The organism is Nocardia sp. (genome assembly GCF_025465275.1).
In the GTDB taxonomy this organism is placed as follows: Bacteria; Actinomycetota; Actinomycetes; order Mycobacteriales; family Mycobacteriaceae; genus Nocardia.
Map to the genome: position 1 here is coordinate 18,936 of NZ_JAODNK010000116.1, position 22,675 is coordinate 41,610.

General features: G+C 66.8%; 20 protein-coding genes and 1 pseudogene. 9 read left to right on the forward strand and 12 right to left on the reverse strand.

Going from position 1 to position 22,675, the window contains the following annotated elements; translation table 11 throughout:
- Positions 1-87 precede the first annotated feature (87 nt).
- From JWN03_RS26180 to JWN03_RS26205, 6 genes and pseudogenes are all read right to left on the reverse strand, one after another.
- Complete coding sequence (locus tag JWN03_RS26180; protein WP_297620394.1) at positions 88-3,864, reverse strand: ABC transporter ATP-binding protein; 3,777 nt, start codon at positions 3,862-3,864, stop codon at positions 88-90.
- Entirely contained in the window at positions 3,861-5,213 is a 1,353-nt protein-coding gene (locus JWN03_RS26185; protein WP_297620396.1) for an LLM class flavin-dependent oxidoreductase, read from the reverse strand. The genes JWN03_RS26180 and JWN03_RS26185 overlap by 4 nt, the downstream gene beginning before the upstream one ends.
- A 10-nt stretch (positions 5,214-5,223) precedes the next feature.
- Positions 5,224-5,819 (reverse strand): annotated as a pseudogene (locus tag JWN03_RS26190) (ATP-binding cassette domain-containing protein).
- A 292-nt stretch (positions 5,820-6,111) separates the two neighbouring features.
- Positions 6,112-7,263, reverse strand: coding sequence for an ROK family transcriptional regulator (locus tag JWN03_RS26195; protein ID WP_297620399.1), 1,152 nt, complete (start codon positions 7,261-7,263; stop codon positions 6,112-6,114).
- Between the two features lie 67 nt (positions 7,264-7,330).
- Positions 7,331-8,809, reverse strand: a complete 1,479-nt coding sequence (locus JWN03_RS26200) for a sodium:solute symporter family protein (RefSeq protein ID WP_297620401.1) — start codon at positions 8,807-8,809, stop codon at positions 7,331-7,333.
- Complete coding sequence (locus JWN03_RS26205; protein ID WP_297620404.1) at positions 8,806-9,102, reverse strand: DUF3311 domain-containing protein; 297 nt, start codon at positions 9,100-9,102, stop codon at positions 8,806-8,808. Before JWN03_RS26205 ends, JWN03_RS26200 begins: the two co-directional genes overlap by 4 nt.
- A 222-nt stretch (positions 9,103-9,324) precedes the next feature.
- On the opposite strand from JWN03_RS26205, the gene JWN03_RS26210 reads away from it, so the two are divergent.
- Together JWN03_RS26210 and JWN03_RS26215 are read left to right on the forward strand one after the other, a co-directional pair.
- Positions 9,325-10,917 (forward strand): FAD-dependent oxidoreductase, encoded by a 1,593-nt coding sequence (locus tag JWN03_RS26210; RefSeq protein ID WP_297620407.1) that lies wholly within the window; start codon positions 9,325-9,327, stop codon positions 10,915-10,917.
- Positions 10,914-11,255, forward strand: coding sequence for a 4Fe-4S dicluster domain-containing protein (locus JWN03_RS26215; protein ID WP_297620410.1), 342 nt, complete (start codon positions 10,914-10,916; stop codon positions 11,253-11,255). Before JWN03_RS26210 ends, JWN03_RS26215 begins: the two co-directional genes overlap by 4 nt.
- Positions 11,256-11,284: 29 nt before the next feature.
- Here JWN03_RS26215 and JWN03_RS26220 read toward each other — a convergent pair whose 3' ends face one another.
- Positions 11,285-12,187: a LysR family transcriptional regulator gene (locus JWN03_RS26220; RefSeq protein WP_297620413.1), complete on the reverse strand. Its 903-nt coding sequence runs from the start codon at positions 12,185-12,187 to the stop codon at positions 11,285-11,287.
- Positions 12,188-12,262: 75 nt separating this feature from the next.
- Between JWN03_RS26220 and JWN03_RS26225 the strand changes: the two genes are divergently transcribed.
- Positions 12,263-13,771, forward strand: coding sequence for an MFS transporter (locus tag JWN03_RS26225; RefSeq protein WP_297620416.1), 1,509 nt, complete (start codon positions 12,263-12,265; stop codon positions 13,769-13,771).
- Positions 13,772-13,867: 96 nt separating this feature from the next.
- Here JWN03_RS26225 and JWN03_RS26230 read toward each other — a convergent pair whose 3' ends face one another.
- Positions 13,868-14,287, reverse strand: a complete 420-nt coding sequence (locus tag JWN03_RS26230) for a nitroreductase/quinone reductase family protein (RefSeq protein ID WP_297620419.1) — start codon at positions 14,285-14,287, stop codon at positions 13,868-13,870.
- Positions 14,288-14,419: 132 nt separating this feature from the next.
- On the reverse strand, positions 14,420-15,394 hold the full coding sequence (locus JWN03_RS26235) for an endonuclease/exonuclease/phosphatase family protein (protein WP_297620431.1): 975 nt from the start codon (positions 15,392-15,394) through the stop codon (positions 14,420-14,422).
- A gap of 278 nt (positions 15,395-15,672) precedes the next feature.
- Here JWN03_RS26235 and JWN03_RS26240 point away from each other — a divergent pair, with 278 nt between their 5' ends.
- From JWN03_RS26240 to JWN03_RS26260, 5 genes are all read left to right on the forward strand, one after another.
- Positions 15,673-15,933 carry a hypothetical protein gene (locus JWN03_RS26240; RefSeq protein ID WP_297620433.1) on the forward strand — a complete coding sequence of 87 codons (261 nt, stop codon included), beginning with the start codon at positions 15,673-15,675 and terminating at the stop codon, positions 15,931-15,933.
- Positions 15,934-16,033: 100 nt separating this feature from the next.
- The gene (locus JWN03_RS26245) at positions 16,034-17,017 is read left to right on the forward strand and encodes an NADP-dependent oxidoreductase (RefSeq protein ID WP_297620451.1); all 984 of its coding nucleotides are present in this window, start codon (positions 16,034-16,036) and stop codon (positions 17,015-17,017) included.
- Entirely contained in the window at positions 17,014-17,556 is a 543-nt protein-coding gene (locus tag JWN03_RS26250; protein ID WP_297620435.1) for a TetR/AcrR family transcriptional regulator, read from the forward strand. Before JWN03_RS26245 ends, JWN03_RS26250 begins: the two co-directional genes overlap by 4 nt.
- A gap of 250 nt (positions 17,557-17,806) precedes the next feature.
- The gene (locus JWN03_RS26255) at positions 17,807-17,953 is read left to right on the forward strand and encodes a hypothetical protein (protein WP_297620437.1); all 147 of its coding nucleotides are present in this window, start codon (positions 17,807-17,809) and stop codon (positions 17,951-17,953) included.
- Positions 17,954-17,969: 16 nt separating this feature from the next.
- Complete coding sequence (locus tag JWN03_RS26260) at positions 17,970-18,206, forward strand: hypothetical protein (RefSeq protein WP_297620439.1); 237 nt, start codon at positions 17,970-17,972, stop codon at positions 18,204-18,206.
- A 61-nt stretch (positions 18,207-18,267) separates the two neighbouring features.
- Here the strand turns inward: JWN03_RS26260 and JWN03_RS26265 are convergent, their stop codons facing one another.
- The 3 genes from JWN03_RS26265 to JWN03_RS26275 form a co-directional block, all read right to left on the reverse strand.
- Positions 18,268-18,939 (reverse strand): TetR/AcrR family transcriptional regulator, encoded by a 672-nt coding sequence (locus tag JWN03_RS26265; RefSeq protein ID WP_297620441.1) that lies wholly within the window; start codon positions 18,937-18,939, stop codon positions 18,268-18,270.
- Positions 18,926-20,398, reverse strand: a complete 1,473-nt coding sequence (locus JWN03_RS26270; RefSeq protein ID WP_297620443.1) for an MFS transporter — start codon at positions 20,396-20,398, stop codon at positions 18,926-18,928. Before JWN03_RS26270 ends, JWN03_RS26265 begins: the two co-directional genes overlap by 14 nt.
- Positions 20,399-20,629: 231 nt before the next feature.
- Positions 20,630-21,544: a D-alanyl-D-alanine carboxypeptidase family protein gene (locus JWN03_RS26275; protein WP_297620445.1), complete on the reverse strand. Its 915-nt coding sequence runs from the start codon at positions 21,542-21,544 to the stop codon at positions 20,630-20,632.
- Positions 21,545-21,685: 141 nt separating this feature from the next.
- Between JWN03_RS26275 and JWN03_RS26280 the strand changes: the two genes are divergently transcribed.
- The gene (locus tag JWN03_RS26280) at positions 21,686-22,531 is read left to right on the forward strand and encodes an acyl-CoA thioesterase (RefSeq protein WP_297620447.1); all 846 of its coding nucleotides are present in this window, start codon (positions 21,686-21,688) and stop codon (positions 22,529-22,531) included.
- Positions 22,532-22,675 lie beyond the last annotated feature (144 nt).

The window sequence follows — 22,675 nt, forward strand, 5'->3', positions numbered from 1 at the left end:
AGCCGCCTGGGCACGCGACCCGCCTCGGGTCACGCCGGGCCGCGGGGTGGATGGTGATATCCGAGCCGGGCATCAGGTTTCGCGTCGTCAGCGCCCTCCGAGACTGGCCGCGGCCTCGTCACCGACGTATGCCGCCCAGAGCCGGCGGTAGGGGCCTTCGGTGGTGAGTAGATCGGCGTGCCGGCCGGTTTGCAGGAGTCGGCCCTCGCCGACGACGACGATCATGTCGGCGTCCGCGGCGGTCGCCAGGCGGTGCGCGACAACGATGGTGGTGCGGCCCGCGGTCAGCAGGTCGACGGAGGCGCGGACGCGGGCGTCGGTCGCCAGATCGAGCGAGGCGGTGGCCTCATCGAGGATGAGGATGTCCGGCTCCACCAATTGCGCGCGTGCCAAGGCGAGAAGCTGACGCTGGCCCGCCGAGAGACTGTCACCGTGTGCGCCGATCGGCTGCCGGTAACCGTGTTCCAGGGCGGCGATCATCTCGTGAGCGCCCACTGCCCGTGCGGCCCATTCGATATCGGCGGGAGTGGCATCGGGTTTGCCGTAGGCAATGGCCTCCTGCACGGTGTCGCCGAACAGGAAGGGTTCCTGCGGCACCACACCCAGTCGTTTACGAAAGTCCCGCAGGCGATAATGCCTAATGTCGACGCCGTCGACGAGCACCGCGCCCTCGGTCGTGTCATACAGGCGCGCAAGCAGTTTCACGAGTGTCGACTTGCCCGCACCGGTCTCTCCGACCACCGCGACCTTCTGCCCCGGCGCGATACGCAGGTTGATGCCCGCGAGCACCCGCACTCCCGCGGTGTCGTATGCGAAGCCGACATCACGGAATTCGATCGCACCCGTGAGACTCCGCACCGGGCGGGCATCGGGCGCATCCGGCGTCGCCACCGGTTCGCGCATGAGCCCGCCGAGTCGTTCCACGCCCACGACCGCCTGCTGGTAGCTGTCGAAGACCTGCGACAACTGCTGGATCGGCGAGAAGAGCAGATCGGTGTAGAGCAGGAAGGCGATCAATGTGCCTGCGGTGAGCGCACTTTCCCGCACCTGGTGCACACCGAAGGCGAGTACCAGGGCGGTGGCGATGACCGACATGAATTCGATGAACGGGAAGAACAGCGCCATCAAGGTCTGGCTGCGCAGCCGCGCATTGCGGTAACCCCAAGAGCGGCGCTCGAATTCACGCTGATTGACCGCTTCCCGGCGATAAGCCTGCGTGACCGCGATATTGTCGACGTTCTCCTGCAGATAGGCATTGGCGGCGCTCACCTGTTCGCGCGCCAGGTTGTACGCGGGCACCGAGGCCCGCCGGAACGCGACGGTGGCGGCCACCAGCACCGGCATCAGGGCCAGTACCACCAGGGCCAGCCGGGCATCGATGACGATCAGTGCCACCACCACGCCACCGATGGTGAGCGTGCTGGTCAAGGCCACCGACAGCCCGGTCTGCAGGAAGGCCGACAGTCCGTCCACATCGGTGATCATGCGAGTCATGATGCGGCCGGCCAGTTCTCGCTCATAGAACTGCAGACCCAGGCGTTGCAATTGCGCGAACACCTTGACCCGCAGTCCATACAGCAGGCGTTCACCGGCCCGCCCGGACACCCGTACCTGCGCGACGGTGATCGCCCAGTCCACGATCACGACGACAAACGCCGAGGCGGCGGCGATCAGCAGCACATCCCGGGCGCCCGCCAGCACCCCGTGGTCGATTCCATAGCGCACCAGGACCGGAATCAGAATCTGCGCCAGCGCGTCCAGGAATACCAGACCCAGTCCGGCCAGCAGCGGCAGTGCGAACGGCCGCAGCAACCGGCCCAGCGAGAAGTCCGGATCGGGAGTGTGCGAAACATCCTCGGGCACTTCGGGTTCACCGGTCAGGGCGGGTAGCCGGTCGATCAGCGCACGCACATCACCGGACGGCGGCGCACTCGACATCATGCCGCCTGCCATCGCGCCCGGAGAGCCCGCGGCGCGCTGCGAGAACGCCTTCGCCATCTGTTCGAGGGCGCGCGACTCGTCGCCGTCGGCTTCGGCCGCCACCCATAGTCGGGCCGTGGGTACCGTATCGGCCGCCACGCCCGCATCCGCGGCGAAACCGGTCGGATCCGGCGGGGTGAACAGCGCACTGAACAACTCGCCGGAACTCTGCAGCTCGCGCAGGGTGCCCAGCTCGGCCACCCGGCCATCGTCGAGAACGGCGACCCGATCCGCCAGTGCCAGCGTCGAGATCCGGTGTGCCACCACAATTGTGGTGCGCCGCCGCACCTCGGCGGTGATGCGCGCGAAGATCTCCTCCTCGACCTGAGCGTCGATGGCGGAGGTGGCGTCGTCCAGCACCAGGATCGGGGCGTCGGTGATCAGCGCCCGCGCCAGGGCGAGGCGCTGGCGCTGCCCGCCGGAGAGCCGCTGCCCACGGTCTCCGATCGTGGTGTCCAGACCCTCGGGCAGCGCGGCGACGAATTCGTCGGCGGCGGCCAGATGCAAAGCGTGCCAGACTTGTTCGTCATCCGCGTCCGGACAGCCGTAGGACACATTGGCGCGCACCGTATCCGCCATCAGCGAGGTGTCCTCGAAGACCATCGCCACGCGCGAGCGCAGATCCGGCAGGTCGCGAATATCGTTGCCGTCCAGCAGGATCCGCCCTTCATCCGGATCGAACAGGCGCGGCAGCAGCAGCGTCAGGATCGATTTCCCGGAACCGGCCGCACCCGCGATCGCAATGGTCTCCCCCGGCTCGACACCGAGATCCAGGCCGTCCAGCACCGGTGGCTGACCCTCGAATCCGAAACGCACACCCTGAAATTCGATGCGCGGCGGACTGTCCGGCCAGTGCGCCGGTTCGACATCCGGTAACGGCCCCTCGACCGCGGCCGAACCCTCGATAACCTCGCGCACCCGATCCAGTGAGGCCTTGCCCTGCTGACTGACCGTCAGCAGCATCGAGAACATGCGAATGGGAGTGACAAACGATCCCAGGTAGGTCATGAACGCCAAAAAGGTGCCCAGCGTGATGGATTGGTGCAGTGCGAGCAGACCACCGATGACCAGGATCAACGCCTGCCCCGCCGCCGGCACCGCCTGCATGACGGGAGTGAACCGGCTGGTGATCCGGGTAATGCGCAGCCGGGACCGGTACAGGTCACGCGTGGCGGCGGCCAGTTGGTCCAGCTCGTGCGATTCCTGGCCGAAGCCCTTCACCACCCGCACGCCCGCGACCGCGGCCTCGACCCGCATGGCGACATCGGCCGCCCGGGCCTGGGCATCCCAGTTGGCCGGGAAGAGTTCCCGCTGACTGCGCGAGATGATCAGCCAGAGCGCCGGAACCACCAGCAGCGCAACCACACTCAGCAGTGGGGACATGAAGGTCATCAGCACCAGCGAGGCCGCCAGCAGCACCACATTGCCCGTGACCAGCGGAACCAGCTGCAGAAACATCTGGATCAGCGTCACATCGGTGATGGCGCGGCTCACCACCTGCCCGGTGTAGAGCCCGGACCGCTGCCGCCCGTTCATGCGCAGCAGCGAGGCGAACAGGTCGCGCCGCAGATCGTGCTGCACATCCAGCGACAGCCGGGACGACCCGATACGACGCACCCGGCCCGCGACGAATCGCGCCGATCCGAGTGCGAGCAGCACCAGCACCCACGGCAGCACCGATACGGCGGTGACCGTCAGGCTGTCGACCACATGCCGGACCAGCAGCGGCATCAGCGCGGTGAGCACTCCGGACACCACCGAGCCGATACCGGCCATGAGCGCCGTGCGGCGATGGGATGCGCAGCGCCGCAGCAGATATCGCACCCAGCCGTCAGGGCGGTCGCCGGTGACCGCGCCGACGGAAAGAACGGAACTGTCCGTCATCCGGCGACCACGAGCTCGGCCGCCGCCGAGAACTGATTGTCGGGGCGGGTCAGGCCGTAGTGCCCGCGCAGGGTGGCCTCGGTGTATTCGGTGCGGAACAGCCCGCGCTGCTGCAGGATCGGCACCACCTCGTCGACAAATCGGTCCAGACCCGACGGCAGCACCGCGGGCATGATGTTGAAACCGTCGGCGGCGCCGCGGGTGAACCACTCCTCGATGGTGTCGGCCACCTGCTCCGCGGTTCCGGCGAAGGTGTGGTGGCCGCGCCCGCCGCCGAGCCGGCCGATCAGTTGCCGCAGCGTAAGCCGTTCGCGGCGAGCGAGATTCACAATGAGGGTGAACCGGCTCTTCGCACCCTGGATCTCGTCCTCGGAGGGCAGATCCTCGGGCAGCTCGCTGTCCAGATCCAGGTTCTCCACCGGAATGCCCCAGACCCGGGCCAGCTGCCGCTTGGCGTATTCCGGCGAGATCAGCCGCTCCAGTTCGGCGTCCAGCTCCCGGGCATGGGCCTCGGTATCACCGATGACGGGCACGATGCCGGGCAGGATCTTGATGGTCTCCGGGTCCCGGCCCAGCGCGACCGCACGCCGCTTCAGGTCCGTATAGAACTCGAGACCGTCCTCGATGGTCTGCTGCGCGGTGAAGACCGCCTCGGCATGCCGCGCGGCGAACTCCCGGCCGTTCTCGGACGAACCGGCCTGCACCAGTACGGGATAGCCCTGCGGGGAACGCGGCAGGTTCAGCGGGCCCGCCACCTTGAAGAACCGGCCCACATGGTCGATCGCGCGCACCTTGTCCGGGTCGGTGTGCACGCCCGACTCCTTATCGGCGACCACCGCGTCATCGGCCCAGCTGTCCCACAGTTTTGTTGCCACCTCGACGAATTCGCCGGCCTTCTCGTAGCGCAGCTTGTGGTCGGGAACATCGTCGAGCCCGAAATTGCGTGCCGCGTCCGCACCGGCGGTGGTGACGATATTCCAGCCGACGCGGCCATTCGACACCCAGTCCACGGAGGCGAACCGGCGCGCCAGATTGAAGGGCGAGTTGTAGCTGGTGGAGGCGGTGGCAATGAGGCCGATGCGCGAGGTCTGCACGGCGATCGCGGTGAGCAGCACCGTCGGATCGAGTTTGCCGCTGGGACGGCGGCCGGTGTCGCCGAAGAGCACGGGGCTGTCGGCGAAGAAGATGGAGTCCAGCTTGCCGCGCTCGGCGATCTTCGCGAGGTTCACATAGTGGTCGATCTTGGTGTTCGCATACGGATCCGACTCCGCCAGCCGCCAGGACGCCTCGTGATGGCCGGTCGACATGAGAAATGCGTTGAGGTGCAACTGCTTCGGTGATTCCGACATGATGTTCCTTTCAGACCGCGGTCGGGACGACGCCCAGGGCGGTCAGCAGAGTCCGGCGGATGCGCTGGAATTCCGGAGTGCCCGGATCCCGCTCGGCCGGTAGTTCGATGGGCAGGTCGACAGTGAGGCGGCCGGCGTCCAGCACCAGCACGCGCTGTGCGAGGGTGATCGCCTCGTCGACTCCGCCACCAGCGCGCGGGCCAGCGCCACCCGCTGCTGTTCGCCGCCGGAGAGCTCAGCGGGCCAGGCCCGCTCGCGTCCGGCCAGGCCGACCTCCGAGAGCAGTTCCCGCCCGGCCTGACGGCGGGTTCGGGACTGTCCGTAGAGCACATTGGCCAGCACCCGCTGCCACGGCAGCAATCTCGAATCCTGAAACACCACAGACGTTTTCGAGGGAACCCGGAAGACACCGGAGCCGCGTACATCGTGATCGAGTCCGGCCGGCGCGCGCAGCAGGGTGCTCTTCCCCGAGCCGCTGCGACCCAGCAGGGCGACGAACTGTCCCGGCGGAATGGTCAGGGTGATGTGGTCCAGGATGGTCCGATCGCCGAAAGACCGCGCCAGCTCCCGGGTCTGGACGCCTAGGTCGCGATCGTGCGTCGCCATGACAGCACCTCGGTCGGGGCCCACAGAATTGTCAGCGCGTCGACGGCGGGTGTGTCCACCGCCCGCGCGCCCTGACTACCGTACTGCGCAAGGTATTTCGTGGTTTGCGGCCCTACCCCGTAAATAGTTGAACGCAATCTTTACTCCTCGCTCGAATGTGCCGGACAACGGCATGAGAATCCGAGTAACGAGGACAGGTAGGGCTCCCGGACCGGACCGCGAATGCGTAGTCGTTCATGTGAAGACTCTCGCGGAAAGCATTACGATCGGGCAACATTCGTTCGACTTAAAATTACTGGGAATCGAAGTCGAAATCCTTCGGCGCCTTGGCGACCACCGCCAGCGGATCGGTGAACAGCTGGTGCAGCACCACGGTCCCGGCGGCGGTCTCGAGCACCCGGCCGAAGAACGATGAGCCGGTGACCACCTCCTCCGGTCGCTCGCACGCCGAGAATCGGCGCACCACATCGAGATAGGCCGCGCGCACCCCCGGCACCCGCACCAGGGCCTGATCGACGACAACCACCGCGTCCGGGTCCAGCAAATCGATGACGACCGCGATCACCCGGCCCAGGACTTCGGCCCGATCCACGAACAGCGCGCGGGCCTGTTCGTTGCTGCTCGCGGCGGTGACGAGATCGGCAATGCCGTGCACCGGCAGCGAAGCGAGTTGCGCCCGGGCCACCAGGGCCCGATCGGCGCAGTCCGCCAGCGCATCCTCCGCGGTCTCCCCGCCGACCAGGCGGGTGATCGCACCCGCGGCCGAACGCGGGCCGTAGTGCACGCGGCCGTGCACCGCGAACGCCACATCGATCACATTGCCGACGAACAGCACCACCGTCGCCGCGGCATCACGCGCATGGCCGAACAATTGTTCCGCGTGCACCATGGCACGGGTATGACTGTCGAGGGTGACCGGCAGCCCGGTCTCATCCGAAAGATACTGCCGCACAGCGACATTGTGCCAATGCAAGGTGCTGTGATCGACGACCGAACCGGCATGACTGTCCACCCAGCCGCCGATCGCCACCCCCACGCCCAGCACGCGCTCGGTCAATTCGTCCCGCAACCGCCGCACCTCTGCCGCGGCGGATGCGAGAATCCGATCAGGATCCAGACCGACATGCGGCACCCGATGCGAAAGCCGCACCGCACCAGCGATATCGATCGCAGCGACCGTGGTGTGCTCAGCGGCAATATGCACACCGATCACCACATTGCCCGCAATATTCAGCACCAGCGGCGAATGCGGCCGCCCCATCCCCGCGGGCCCCGCCGTCTCCGGCAGCTCGATCAACAGCCCCGCCGCCACCAGCGCCCGCACATGCGCGGTCACCGTCGCCGGCGACAACCCCGCCAACTTGGCGATCGCGCTGCGCGGCGCACTCCCCTGCTCCAGGACCGCCCGCAATACCGCCCCAGCACTATTACCCCCAGCCGTCACCGCCATCTCACCTCGATCGATCGGTGCCATCATCCGCACCGACGCCACCCCGCCGGAACCCTTGCGATCAGGGCGATTCTGAGATTGCCCGGCGTACCGGGCTTGCAACCACCGCGCTGCCGCCGGCCGCGAATGAGACGGACGTCGCGACGAGGAGATTTACCAGGAGGGCAATCAGACCGCCGTTCATGCCGAAGAGGGGGTCTTTGCCCAGGAGATGCAGCAGCAGGACGATTGCGGTGCCGGTGATCAGGCCCGCGGTTACTCCGGCCGTGGACAGGCGGCGCCAGTAGAGGCCCAGGAGTACGGCGGGGACCAGTTGCGCCATGCCCTCGTAGGACAGGACCGAGAGGTTTACCAGGGCCGAGGGGGAGAAGAGGGCTCCGGCCAGGGCCAGGGCTCCGACTATGAGGCAGACCAGTTGGGAGCGGGTGCGCTGACGGTTGGCAGAGAGGTCGGTGGAGCCCTTCAGGCCACCGCCGAGGATTGTTCTGCCCCAGAGGGTTCCGATGGAGACCAGGAAGACGCTCATCGGGACGATGGCCGACAGGGCGCCGGCGATGCCGATCACGGCCACCACGGCGGGTGGGAGTGAGTCGGTTACCAGATCGAACAGCGCCAGATCGGGATTCGACAGGTGCGGTACGACGAACAGTGCGGCAGCGCCGATGAACATCGGGATGACCAGCAGCAGTTGATACCAGGGCAGGAATATTGAATTGCGGCGCAGCGCAGTGGGATTCGCGGCGGAAAGGTAGCCCGCGACGGTCGTCGGGAAGATGCCGATGGTCACCGCGTTCAGCACCACGGTGGACACGAACCAGGCCGCGCCGAAGGTGCCGCCACCGGCCCCGGGGAAGGTCAGCCACCGGGGCTTCTCGGCGACCATGCGGTCGAGCAGCTCACCCGGGCCGTCGAAGTAATGCCAGGGCACATAGATCGCGAGGAACGCCACCGACAGTACGGCGAGGCCGTCCTTCAGCACACTCACCCAGGCGGATCCGCGCAATCCCGAGGTGAGCACGAATGTTTCGGCCACGACGAACGACACCACGGCCGCGACCCTCAGATCCACCGAGCCGTAAGACATGGCATTCACCACCACGCCCATGCCCTGAATCTGCAACTGCACGTAGGGAACCAGGAAGATCGTGCAGATCAGCGCCACCACAATGCCCAACCGGCGGGAGGCGAAGCGGTGCTCGGCAATATCGGCGATCGACATCAGATGGTGCCGCGCGCAGTAGGTCCAGATGAGCGGAGCGAGGAAGTAGGCGGCGACCAGACCGGTGCTGAGGTAGGCGATCAGATAGAAGATCGGGACGCCGTACCGGTACGACCAACCGGCCGCGCCGAGAAACGAGAAGCTCGTATACGACTCCCCCGCCATAAGCAGCAGCACGAACAGCGTGCCCAGCCCGCGCCCGGAGATGGACCACTCCGACATAGAACGCTCCCGGCCGCGCCCCGACAGCACGCCGATCACCACCGTCGCGAGCATGGCCACCGTGAACAGCGATACCGCCACCACCGCCCGGCCGGTCATGAAAGCTCCTCCGCCGCAGCATTGTTCTCGTCGGCGGGCACGAATTCCTCGGCTCCCGCGCGGTAGGCCGGATCGAAGCGGGCGACCAGGGCGACCAGCGGACCACTCAGCACCGTCACCACCAGCAGGTATGCGATCAGGAACGGTATGCCGAACAGGCGCGGCTCGATGCGGTTGGCGACCACCGGCGTCAGGCAGTACAGAACGCCGGGAAGCAGCAGCAGCCACAGCACCGGCCCACGGCGGCGCAGGGGAATCGCCGGTGCGGGACCGGACGGTGCGAGTTCAGCCATGGACGTGCCTCTCCTGTGGTCCGAAGATCGACTACCCACACCCTTGCCGATCACCGGGCCGGCGACCAGTCACTGCCCTGCCGTGTCGCCCCGGACCTGCCTGCCTCGGCCGGCGAGCCGGACGACTGGCAGTCAGGATCGGCCTGATCGCAACCATACGGCGGAAGCGGTTGTCCGCCTTACGGTGTCCGGACACTCCTTCTCGTGTGAGGACCATGTCCTATGAACGACACCTGGCAGACCGATACCGACGTTCTGGTTATCGGCGGCGGGCCGGCCGCCTGTTGGGCCGCCATCCACGCCCGCCAAGCCGGGGCGCAGGTGATCCTGGTGGACAAGGGCTACTGCGGAACCAGCGGCGCCACAGCGCCTTCCGGTACCGGCGTCTGGTACATCGCCCCCGAGGCCGCCGCCCGCGCCAATGCCAAGGCCAGCCGGGAGGCGCTGGGCGGGCATCTGGCCGATCACTACTGGATGGACCGGGTGCTCGACCGGACCTACACGAATATGAATCGTCTCGCGGTGGAGGGCCGCTACCCGTTCCCGGTCGATCCGCACACCGGCGAGCCGTTGCGCACCGGCGTGCAGGGTCCGGAGTACATGCGCCGGATGCGCGCCTGGGTGAAGCGGCTCGGCGTCGAAATCCTCGACCACTCACCGGCATTGGAGCTGCTCACCGATTCCGACGGGGTGGTGCGCGGTGCGGCGGGTTATCAGCGGCAACTCGATCGCGACTATCGCATCGCTGCGGGCGCGGTGGTGCTCGCCAGCGGCGGCTGCGCATTCCTGTCGCGCGCGCTGGGCACCAATGTCGACACCGGCGACGGCGCGCTCATGGCCGCCGAGGTGGGTGCGCGGTTCTCGGGCATGGAGTTCTCCAATGCCTATGCCATCGTGCCGAAGGGTTCGACCGTCACCAAAACCGCCTACTACGGATACGCCACCTTCTTCCACGAGAACGGCGAGGTCGTCGAGGGCGCCGGATCCACCAGGGGCCGCTCGGTCATCGCACGAACTCTGTTGACAGAGAAGGTGTTCGCACAGCTCGATCGTGCCGATGCCACGGTGCAGGCCCAGATGCGAGTGGGGCAGCCGAACTTCTTCCTGCAGTTCGATCGGCGCGGGATCGATCCGTTCACCGACCGCTTCGAGGTGGATCTGCTCGCCGAGGGCACCGTGCGCGGAACCGGGGGAATCGATATCGTCGACGACGTGTGCGCCACCACGGTGCCCGGCTTGTACGCGGCCGGTGACGCGGCCACGCGGGAACGGATCTGCGGCGGCTTCACCGGTGGCGGCAGTCACAATTCCGCCTGGGCCATGTCCTCGGGCAGTTGGGCGGGAGCGGGAGCCGCAGCCTTCGCGCTGAGCTCGCCGCGACCGGACCAGCTCGCGCTGACGGGCGCGGGGCGCACCGGATTGCAGCCGGAGCACACCGAATCGGTGACCGCCGACGAGGTGGTGGCCGCGGCACAGGGTGAGCTGATTCCGTTCGAGAAGAACTATCTGCGGCACGGCGATCGGATTCGGCCCGCGCTCGATGCGCTGGACGAGCTGTGGGAGCGGGCGAAGGGACTCGGTGGCGGCGCTGGCGATGCACGGGTGCGGGCGCGTCAGGCCGCGGCGATCACCGCCGTGGGGCGGCTCATGTATCGATCAACGCTGCAGCGCAATGAGACTCGTGGGATGAGCAAGCGCGCCGATCACCCGGATTTGGATCCGGCGCAGCACCACCACATTCTGTCCGGCGGACTCGATCAGGTGTGGACCACCACCGCCGCGGCCGCCAATACCACCGTGGCGGTGGCGTCATGATCGAACTCGTCCGCGCGGGCGATTGCATCGCCTGCGATAAGTGCGTCGATGTGTGCCCGACCAATGTCTTCGACCGCACCGACAGCGGAATCCCGCTCATCGCAAGGCAGTCCGACTGCCAGACCTGCTTCATGTGCGAGGCCTACTGCCCCACCGATGCCCTGTACGTCTCCCCCGAGGTCGCACCGCTGCCGGAGCCCGCCACGATTCCCGAAGACCACATCGGCCGCTACCGCAAGGAAATCGGCTGGGGACACGGGCGCAAGCCCGGCAGCCTGCTTGCCGTCGGTCCCCGTCTCCCACACGGTGCGCCGCCGCCGCGCCTGTCCGAGCTCTGAATCGACTGGGAACCAGGGGGTTTCGGACGTCACTCGAGCCTGAGCGCGTCGAGAATCGTGTCGCGTAGCCAGCGCTGTGCCGGATCGGCGTCGAGCCGGGCATGCCAGAGCAGTCGCAGTTCGATCTCCGGCAGGTCGGCGGCTATGGGAAACCAGCGAATGCCGAAGGATCGGCCGTGCTGCTCGGCGAGACGCTGCGGGACGAGTCCCACGTAGTGGCTCGACGAAACCAGCAGCGCGGCAACGGCAAAGGTGGGAACCACGGCCGCGATGTGGCGCTGCAGGCCCACCGCGTCGAGTGCGTCGTCGAGCGGTCCGCGAGCCCGTCCGCGACGCGAGGCCGAAACGTGCGGATGCCCGCACAGCTGCGCCAGGGTCGGGCGGCGATTCCTGCCCAGCGAACTGTCGGCGCGGACGATGCCGACCATGCGTTCCCGGTACAGCACTGCCGTCCGAATGTCCGGCGCCGCAACATCACCTGCACTGATATCGAGATCGACCGATCCGTCGCGGAGCGCCTCGATGCTTTCGTTGCCCTCGTTGACGAAGCGCAGAATCACACCCGGTGCGACCGCGGCCGTGGCTTCGACCGCCGCCGTCGCCAGTGTCGCGGCGACGCCGTCATTGATGCGAATCGTGAAGGTGCGCTTCAGGTCTGAGATCCTGACCTCACGGTCGGCACTGATCAGCGCCGCTGCTTCGTCGAGCAGGGAGCGCACCCGCGGTGCGGTGCGCAGTGCGAACGGTGTCGGAGCCATCCCGCGACCGGCGCGCACGAGGATCGGATCGTTCATCGCCCGCCGCAGGCGGCCCAGTGCCCGGCTGGTCGCCGGGATGGACAGATGCAGGCGCTCGGAGGCTGCCGTGACGCTTCCGTCTTGCAGCAGCGCGTCGAATACACGCAGAAGATTCAGGTCGAGCTGCTCGGTCATAGTTGCACTGTACGCAAGTCAAGATTACCCAAGTTGCGTGGCGCGCACACCCTCCACGTCCTTAACGTCGATCCCATGCCACTCACCGATCTGATTCGCGCTCCAGAGGCGCGCAGCCCGTCCGCTGCCCCGGCCTCGCCGCGCAGCCTGCTCGCGGCCATGTGCGCCTGCGTCGTCCTGGTGGTCGGTATGGTCGCCGCGATCAATCTCGCCGTCCCGATGCTCGCCGCCAGCGCACTGCATCCGTCCGCGTCGGCGCTGGTCTGGATCGTCGACACCTACGTCATCTTCTTCGCCTGCCTGGTGATCCCCGGCGGAGCCGCGGGCGATCGTTTCGGGCGCAAAGGCGTTCTGATCGCCGGGCTACTGCTGTTCGCGCTGGGCGCGCTGCTGTCGGCGCTGGCGCCGAACCTAATGCTGCTGCTGGTCAGCCGTGCGATCACCGGCGTCGGCGCTGCCGCCGTACTGCCCAATACCCTTGCCGTGCTGCTGCACGCGGTTCCCGCCGAGCGCAAGGGTCCGACCATCGCCGTCTGGGCATCGATGACTGGCATCGGCGGAGTGATCGGCAATGTCGGCGGCGGGGCGGTGCTGTCCGGGGGATCATGGCGCTGGTTGTTCATTGCGGCCGTGCCGATCTCGCTACTGCTCGCCGCGCTGGTCGGACGTATCGCGCCGGTATCACCGCGCCACGACCGCCGCCTCGATGCGCCCGGTGCGCTGCTGCTCGTCGGCGCCTCGGTGGCGCTGCTGCTGGGCATTGTCCAGGGACCCGAGGCGGGCTGGGGCAGCGTTACCGTCATTGCCGGATTCGGCTGCGCCGCAGTGCTGTTCACGGTGTGGATGATTGTCGAACTGAAAGTCGAACATCCGCTGCTCGATCCGCGACTGTTCCGTCTTCCGCACCTGCGCAGCGCCTGCCTCGGTATGACCGCGATCTTCTTCGGCATGTTCGCGCTGTTCTATATCAATGCCTCATTCCTGCAGTACGGCAAGGGATTCAGCGTGCTGCGGACCGGACTGGGCATCATCCCGCTCACCGTTCCGATCATCCTCGGCGCCCGGCACATCGGACGCCTGACACAGCGCATCGGACTCGATGCCACCATCGCCCTGGCCTTCGGATTTGTCGGCTGCGGACTACTCGGCCTGTCCACCAGCAGTGCGCAGACCCCGTACCCGGTCTACGCCGCCTGGCTCATCGTCACCGGAATCGGTGTGACACTGGCACTTCCGACGCTCTCGGGCGCCATCGCCGGCTCGCTGCCGCCCGCCCAAGCCGGGGTCGGCGCCGGTTTGCAGGCCACCACCCGCGAGTTCGGCAGCGCCCTCGGCGTGGCCGTCATCGGCACGGTGCTCACCGCGCGATTCGCCGCCGCACTACCGCAGGACATCCGCGCCGATCACAACCCGCACACCGTCGCACAGGCCCTCGCCACCACTTCGGGACGCAGCCACGACATCATCACCGCATTCATCTCGGCCGCGGACGCCGGACTGCGTGTGGTCGGTGTGACCGTCCTCGTCCTCGGCGTACTCGTTCTGCTGCAGTCGCTGCTCTCGCGGCGCGGCACTACCGCGTAGTGACGTATGACCTGCTCTGGTCTCCATCAGAAAGGCGCTGTCCGCCCTTGCCGACGAGTTCGCAGGCAAGGGCAGTCGGCGCGACGGAGAGTGTGCTTACGCGCGGCGCAGGGCGAGGACCGGGATCGTGCGGATGCCCTCGGTCTTGACGGCGTATTCGGCGAAGCCGGGATAGCGGCGACCCTGCTCGGTATAGATCCGATCCCGGTCGGGGCCGGTCACTTCCACGACGGTGACCGGGTATTTCGCCGTGCCGACCTCGATCTCGGCCTCTCCCGCGGTAGTGAGGTTGTAGTACCAGTCGGGGTTGGTCGGAGCGCCACCCTTGGAGGCGAACACATAGATGGTCGCCGGGTCCTGCTCGTCCTGCATGAACATCATCGGGCTGACGGTCTTGCGGCCGGACTTGCGGCCCACATGATGCACCAGCACCATCGGCGCGCCCTCGAACGGACCGCCCACCCGGCCCTCATTGGCTCGGAACTCGGCGACGATATTCGCATTCCAGTCAGTCATGCCGCACTTCCTCCTGGTCTCGACGGATGCAGCCCTGCGTGCGCTGCCCGACAAGTATCAGCGGGAACTCGTGACGCCCTATTCCGCGACACCCTCGCCATCGAAAAGCAGTGCGGGAGCGATGCGCTCGGATCAGATGGTGATCGAGGCCCAGATGCCGCGATGATCGGAGCCGGGCAGCTCGACGGTGTGCACCTCGTGCGCGATGGCGTCGCGCAGGAGAATGTGGTCGATCGCGATGACGGGCGGATACCAGCGATCGGCGGCGTACGTGGGCAGGATTCCCGCGCCGACCGCTACCGCCGCATCCCGATAGTCCCCGTCGAGGAGGGCCCGATAGGGACGGTGGTCCATGGTGGCATTGAAATCGCCCGCGACAAGTACCGGGCCGGCGTCGTCCGGGATCTTCGCGAGCAACTGGTGCAGCAACTCCATTTCGCGCAGCCAATCACCGGGCTTACGCGGCCACGGCGGCACCGGGTGCACGGCGAACACCAGTGGCGACGGGTCGTCGGGCAGTTCGACACGGGCGGAAAGTAATTCGGTCACGAAGCCATCGTGGCGTCGAGTGTCCGACAGCGGATAGCGACTCCATATTCCGGTGCCGTCGCCGTACTCCCCGGTGCTGCAGTAGTGGTAGGGCAGCAACTCGGGCAGTCGTGACGCCATCAGGCGATCCAGACCCTGCGGCGTCAGTTCGCAGATCGTCAGCACATCGATGTCCAGCAGATCGACGGACGCCGCCAGCGCTCCCGGATCCGCTCCACCGATAAGGATATTGGCCTGCATGACCCGTAGTGGTCGCTCGCCCGCCGCTGCCCGGTTCCGCGACAGTCGCGCCCGGTACAGCGGCCACTGCGTTGCCACCGCGGCGCCCAGCAGCACGGCGCTCACGGCGACCGCGATCCACTGCCGAGCCGCGATGGCCAGCACCGCCGCCGGAAGTACCGCAGCCATCAACCACGGGGCGAGCGCCGCGGCAACGATCACCGGCTGGCGTCGCGAATTCACCATCCGCGCGACCAGCCCGCTCGTGGCTATCAGCAACAGTGCCGCCGAGGCCACCAGCATCGATATCGAGATCGAATTCAACACCCTGCCGATCATCCCTCCGAATCCTGTGCCCCACCTGAATGAAGTCTGCGAACCCCCCTTTGATCCGGATACCCGGTGTTCAGAATCCGTAACAGCGGTATAGCGCGTGGTCCAGCGGGCCATTACTCCCGCGATCGGCAATTCGGTGATCGGAACAGTTCGGCATATGAGTGTCGCCGGCTGTCAATGTGCCGAGAGTTCAAGAGATTTCGTTGTATCGATCACCTTTCTGTATTGGAATTGTTTTGGCCACTAAGGCCTTCGGAGAAAATAGAAAGGTTTGCGCCTTCATGAAAAAGTTTGCGGGAACATTGGTGGCGATGGCCGCCGCAGGTGCATTGCTCGCCGGCCCGGTAGCGGGTGCGGCCTCGGCGGAGATCCCGGGTGGTGGAATGCCGGCCGCGACGGATTGGGCGGGTTTCAACCATCCGGGCTGGGGTGATCCGCACGATCCGTGGCACAACGACTGGCATTGCGACCGAAACGGCAACTGGCACAACGACGAGCACGACCAGGGTGGCCATCGCGACGGTCGCTGCCACATGTGGTGACCTGATTGCCCTTGACGATCGGTCAGTTCAGCCCGCATAGTGGGAGCACTGACCGATCGGTCAGGCAGGTGGGCCGAGAGGTGTGGTCAGCGTGACGACAATGCAAGCGGTGGTGGTATTCACTTCGGGTGGGCCCGAGGTGGTGCGAGTCGAGGAGATCGATAGGCCGACTCCGGGCAGCGGCGAGGTCTTGCTCGAGGTGCACGCGGCCGGGGTGAATCCGTCGGATTTCCGCGGCCGGAGCGGTTTCGCGGATCTGCCGCCGCAGTACCGGCCCTCGATTGCGCGCCCGTCCATTCCCGGCGCTGATGTGTCCGGCGAGGTTGTCGCCGTGGGCGCGGACGTGACCGAAATGGCTGTCGGGGACCAGGTCTACGGCCTCGTGCGGTTTCCGCCGTTCGACGGGCGCGGCCACGGGCGCACACATGCGGAGTACGTGACCGCGCCGGTTGCCGACCTCGCGCCGAAACCGCGGCGGCTGAGCCACATCGAGGCGGCAGCTGTGCCGATGGCGGCGCTGACCGCCTGGCAGCAGATCCATCGATACGGCGCGGTCGAGCCGGGCGAGCGCGTGCTGGTAGTGGGCGCGGCGGGCGGGGTCGGTCATTTCGCCGTGCAGCTGGCGCGGCTGCGCGGTGCCGAGGTTGTCGCGGTCGCCTCGGGTCGGCACGAAAAGTTCCTGCGCCGGTTGGGAATCGAGACTTTCATTGACTACACCGACGGGGATCCGGTCGGGGCGGCGGGCACGGTGGACGTGGTGATCGACTGCGTCGGCAGCGTCGGCGGGGTCGATGCCGCACGGTGGCTGACGGTCCTCGCCGACGGCGGCCGCCTGGTGCCCATCACGCTGGGTTTCTATCCGCCGGAAGAACTTTCGCGACGTGGCATCACGCGTGTCGGCGGGCAGGTGCAATCCAGCGGAGCGGACCTGCGCGAGCTCGGCAGACTGTTCGACGACGGCACGCTCACGGTCGCCATCGACAGTGCGTACCCGCTGGAGGACGCCCGTAGCGCGCACGAGCGCGGGGAACGCGGACACCTCCAGGGCAAGATCGTCCTGACCATGCCCGCGAGCATGCGGTGACCACCGGACGTCGAGACGAGATATTGTCCGCGGCCCGGGAACTGTTCCTGCGCAAGGGATATGCCGCGACCTCGATCGCCGATATCGCCGCGGCGGTGGGCGCCAGCAAGGCGGCGGTGTTCTATCACTTCAAGGCGAAGGAGAACATCGCCGCCGAGCTGCTGGACTCACCGTTCACGGCCGTGACCGAGCTCATCGCGCGGGCCGAGACGCAGCAGCTGAGTCCGGCGCAGATCCTCACCGAGTACATCGACGGCGCGGCCGAAACCGGCGCGCTGTTCATCGCTTTCGCGACCGACCCGTCGGTGGCCGACCTCATTCCGCAGCACGACGCCGATGCGGCGTGCCGCAGGATCATCGAGTTGCTCGCGGGTCCGGCCGCAACGCCCGCCGATCGGGTCCGTGGCCGCGCCGCCTTCGCTGTCGCCCAGACCATCGTGCCCGCACTACAGGAGCACGCGGGCTCGCTCGATGACGCACTCCGCCAGGAGATCCGGTCCGCCGCCCTCCGGGCGCTCGGTACCGGATCAGGCTCCTGACCAATACGGACTTCACCGCACGCATCGCGGATCGTCTCGACCATCTGCACTGACCTGCTACGGAGCCGGTGCACGAAGTGGAACATACGCGTTTTGGTCGATTCGCCTATCTACGTACAGTACTGTTCGCTAAGTTTCTCTGTCAGATCAGCGGGAGTCGCAGCATGAATGCCTACATCACGGCCACCGGCCGGTTTCTCCCAGGAGATCCGGTGCCCAACAACAAGATCGAGGACTATCTCGGCACGAGATGCTGACCGAAGGCATGGTCGAGGCAGGCGACACGCTGCTGTGCATGGTCCCCGAATCCGGCCGCTTCGCGGTCTCGTTCATGCACCTCACCGCTGTGGCAGCGCCGGATCTCGGGCTGACACCGTCAACATCCCACGGAATCTAGAAAGAAGGACTGCCCAATGAATCTCGCACTTCGAACCGGCTTGGCCACAGTCACACTCACCGCCGCTGTCCTCGGCGCCGCAGCACCGGCGATGGCGGCCGCCCCGGCGGTACCCGCCGTCGAAATCGGTGAAAACTCAGGCAGCACAAATGTCGCGAATGGATTGGTCCAGATCCTGGCCGGACTGATCAATGCCACAGGATCGGGAATCCCGTGCATCACCAAGCCACCGCCGCCGAACTCGTCCTGCTGATGACGTAGAACGCCCCGGAACCACTGGCCCCGGGGCGTTCTCGTTCGGCCGACCGCGGCGGTTACCCGGGCGGCTGGTTTGCGGCGGCGGTCTCCGCGTTCCGTCCGCTCGAATGCAAGCGGGTTCTGGCCTGCACCGCGAGCCGTTCATCGAGCGGCGCTTCGACGAGTTCCTCTGCGCCAGGGCGCATTCCGGCGATACTCAGGGCCAGGTGCCGCTTCCACGCGGTATCGACGACCCCGCGGGTTGTTTCGACCACGCCGCGCATGGCCCAGAACAGGACCTCGAGATCGGTATCGGTGAGATCCTCACGAATGCGGCCCGCCGCTTTGGCGGCGATCAGCAGTTCGGTCACGATGCGCCAATACTCGGCCTTCAGCGCCTTGGTCTCTTCGTCATTCCACAATCGCGGCAGACAGCCGCGCTGTGATGCGATGACTTCGCCTGTCCCGTAGAGCAACTGCTCCAGGCCGCGACCGTCGGTACGGTCGCGGGCCGCATTCGCGATAACCACCAAATCGTTCAGCAACTTGCGAACCAGCGCACTGATCAGTGCGTCCTTGGTGGGAAATCGGCGGTAGAGCGTGCCCATCCCGACACCGGCGACTCGCGCTATCTCATCGACGCTCGCGTCCATCCCGTAATCGGTGAAGACCCGCTCGGCCGCATCCAGGAGCCGCTCACGATTCTGCGCGGCATCGCGACGCAGTACCTTGGGCTCATTCAGACTCATCGCCCACTACGGTACCGCCCGCGATCAGCGCCATCTCGCCGTGGGCGAGCGGAGCCGGATCCTCGAGCTGCGACTGCTGATTCCGTGCGATCGAGGGGATGAACAATGCGGCGAATGCACCCAGTGCGACGGCTATGCCGAGCATGACGAACCCGTTGGTGTACCCGGATTCCTTCGGCAGACCGGAGGGCGCGGCCCCGATGCTGACCACGCTGGCCATGAAGGCGGCGCCGAGCGAACCGCCGATGGTCCGGATATTGGCGTTCATGCCGCTGGCCACCCCGGTCTGCGCCGGTGGCACCGCGGCAACAACAACATTGGACATGGCCGAGAAGGCCACACCGAAGCCGATGCCGACGATCGCCATCGCGATGTAGATGTCCACCTCGTATTCGTGCAGGAACGCCAGCATGAAGTAGCCCACCGCACCGACCAGCGATCCCACGAAAAGCACGTTCTTGGAACCGAAGCGCGCTGCCAGTGGCCCGGAAGCCAGACCGAGCAGGAACATTCCGACGGTCGTGGGAAGCAGCATCAGTCCGGACTGGGTCACCGAAGCGCCGAAGCCGTAACCGGCCGATGTCGGTGTCTGCAAGAACTGGGGCAGGAAGCCGAAGGCCGCGTACATGCCGACGCCCATCAACAGCGCCACCAGGTTCGCCGCCCACACCGTGCGAATCCGCATCATCTTCATGTCGATGAGTGGATTGGACGAGCGTGACTCGGCAATCACCCAGGTGATCACGATGACCACCGCGGCCACGAGCAGGCCGAGAACCTTGGGCGAGCCCCAGCCCCAGCTCGGCGCCTGACTCACGGCCAACAGCAGCGCGACCAGCCACGCCGACAACAGCAGCGCGGTACCCCAGTTCACCTTGCCCTCGTTGCTGTTCTCCGATTCCGGGATCAGGAAGAAGGCAGCCACCGCAGCGATGGTGATCATGACGAGCGGGATCCAGAAGAGCCAGTGATAGTTGAGAAGGTTGACGATGGGGCCGGCGAACACGATCCCGAGTCCGGCGCCCACGGCGGTCAAGGCGGCAATGATGCCGACCGCGCCGGGCACTTTCTCCCTGGGGAACTCGTCGCGAATGATGCCGAATGCCAAGGGCAGCACACCACCTCCGACACCCTGGATCGCCCGCGCCACGATCATGACGGACAGGCTCGTGGCCAGGGCGGCGAGCAGCGAACCCACCCCGAGCGCGACGAGAGCGATCACGAACAGTCGCTTCTTACCGTGCATGTCGCCGAGGCGGCCCATGATCGGGGTGAAGATCGACGCCGACAACAGGTAGGCCGTCAGCACCCACGTGACATTGGTCTGGCTGGTACCCAGCGACTCCTGGATGGTCGGCAGCACCGGCATCACCAACGACTGCAACAGCGCGTATGCACCCACACCGAGCGCGAGAACTCCGAACGTCACCTGATAGTGCGCTCGACGGGCGGTTTCCATATTTACAACTCCTCGTCGAAGCGGAGAGCAGGCTCCGGATGCGCAAAAAATAACACCCCAAGCGGAGAGTTAGCTCCGCATAGGGTGTGAATCACACCTGCGCAATCGAGGTCCCGATCACACTTCGACCTGGCGGCCGGGGCGCTTCCCAGCCGCCGCGAACGGTACGCCGCGGTAGACAGATCGAATATCCCCCGCCGCCACTTTCCTTCGGTGCCAACCGATCTCGCGCTAACCGATCGGTAGCGCGGTCAGGATCGGGTCGTAGGCCCAGTTCAGCATGCGCTCGGCATCGTCCCTTGCGGCGGCGCCGCTGCCGGGTGAGCTGTGCAGGACCACACCGATCAGCGGTATTCCTGCCCGCACCGTCTCGAACAGCAAGCAGGCGCCCGCGGCGTCGGTGGATCCGGTTTTGATGCCGATGGTGCCCGGATAGGTGCGCAGCAGCTGGTTCGTGGTCTGCCAGAGGTGATCGCGATTGGCCGGGCCGGCCGGCAGGTGATAGCTCTGCGACCCCGCGATCTCACGGAACACCGGCAGGCTCATCGCACGCAGACCGAGGGCCAGCAGGTTCGCCGGTGTGGAGTAGGTGGAGTTGTCGTCGGGGGCCGGCAGTCCGCTGGGATCGGTGAAATATGTTCCCGCCAGGCCCATTTCACGCGCGGTGCCGTTCATCCTGGCGATGAAGCCGTCTTGGCCGGGCCCGTAGCCCTCGGCCAGGGTATAGGCGGCGTCACAGCCCGACGGCAACACCATGGCGTAGAGGAGCTGTCGCGTGGTGAGCACCTCGCCGGGGGCCAGGCCTGCGTTGCTTCCGTCGTACCTGGTGCAGTAGGCGATGCTTTCCTGCGGCACGGTGACAGTCCGGTCGAGGTCGCCGGCGTTGATCACGACCAGTGCCGTCATCACCTTCGCGATGCTGGCGATCGGGACCGAAGTGTTCGGCTCTCGCGACCACAACACCGTGCCGGTGACTCCGTCCGCCAGCGCGGCCCCCGGCGCCTGCACTCCGTCCGGTTCAGCAGTCGGCCACGGCAACTGACCAAACGGGGCGCTCGCGGCCGGACCGGCCGCGACGCCGTGACCGACCGCCACAACCAACGCCCCGACAACACCAGCCTGCAACAATCGGGCAAATGTCCGCATGCGCCACATGCTGCCTTACAACCCCTCCAACCAGCGGGATTTCACCGACCGAATTGCCGCGACAGCACGCGGCATCGGGGCTCGTCCCATTCACCGCTCCTCGGGTTCTCCGGAATCGGATGTGTGTGCGAGCATTTCGCGATGGCTGGTGGAACTCATCTGTGGCCGGTCGTCGACCTGACCGATCTGCTCGAAGTGCTCGACCTCGGCGAGGTCGGGCCGGGGCGATTCCGGGCCCGGAACGTGACCTCGACGCTGCCGACCACGCTGGGTAGCCAGACGCTGGCGCAGGCGGTGGTCGCCGCCGAACGCACTGTGCCGCATATGGCGGTGCAATCCCTGCACGGTGTTTTCCCGCGCGGCGGGTACGCCGATCGCGAGGTCGACGTGGAGGTCGAAGTCGTGCAGTCGGGCCGGGCGCTGGCGACCGTGCAGGTGTCGTTCCGGCAGGACGGGCGCGAGCACGCACGGGTGCTGGCCATGCTCAGTGTCGACGAGCCCGACTTCCTCGCGCACGGCGCCGCGCTGCCCGCCGATGTGCCCGGGCCGGAGGAGTGCGCGGAACTGCCGTGTGCGGTGCTGCCGTGGGAGGTTCGGACGGTCGGCGGGGCCGATGCGGTGGCGCTCGACCTTGCGGGACCGCCGTCACTGGATGTGTGGATGCGCTGCGACAAGGCGCCCGACCTGCCCGGGATCGCCCGCGCGCTACTGGCTCACGGCAGCGAGGGATTTCTGGGCCCGGTCGCGATGCGCCCGTATCCGCAAGCCGAGATCGCCCGGCGCGGGGGCCGCAGCGCGGCGGCCATGCTCACCCAAACCATCACCTTCCACCGCCCGTTCACCCTGCACGACTGGCTGCTGCTGCGCTGCGAGAGCCCGTTCGCGGGCAGTGGCCGGATGTACGGGCGGATCCAGGTGTTCACGCGCACCGGCGAATTGGTGGCCTCCGTGGACGCGCAGGGCCTGATGCGGGGCGGCGACCGGTAGCTCAGACCAGGCCGCGCACGTCCCACAGCCACACACCGTCCACCTGCTGAGCGGGGAAGCCCAGCAGTTGATCCACGGTGCGGCGCAGGGCATCACTGTGATCGGCAGGCGGCAGCACCAGCACGTCGGCGCGCCAGTAACGCA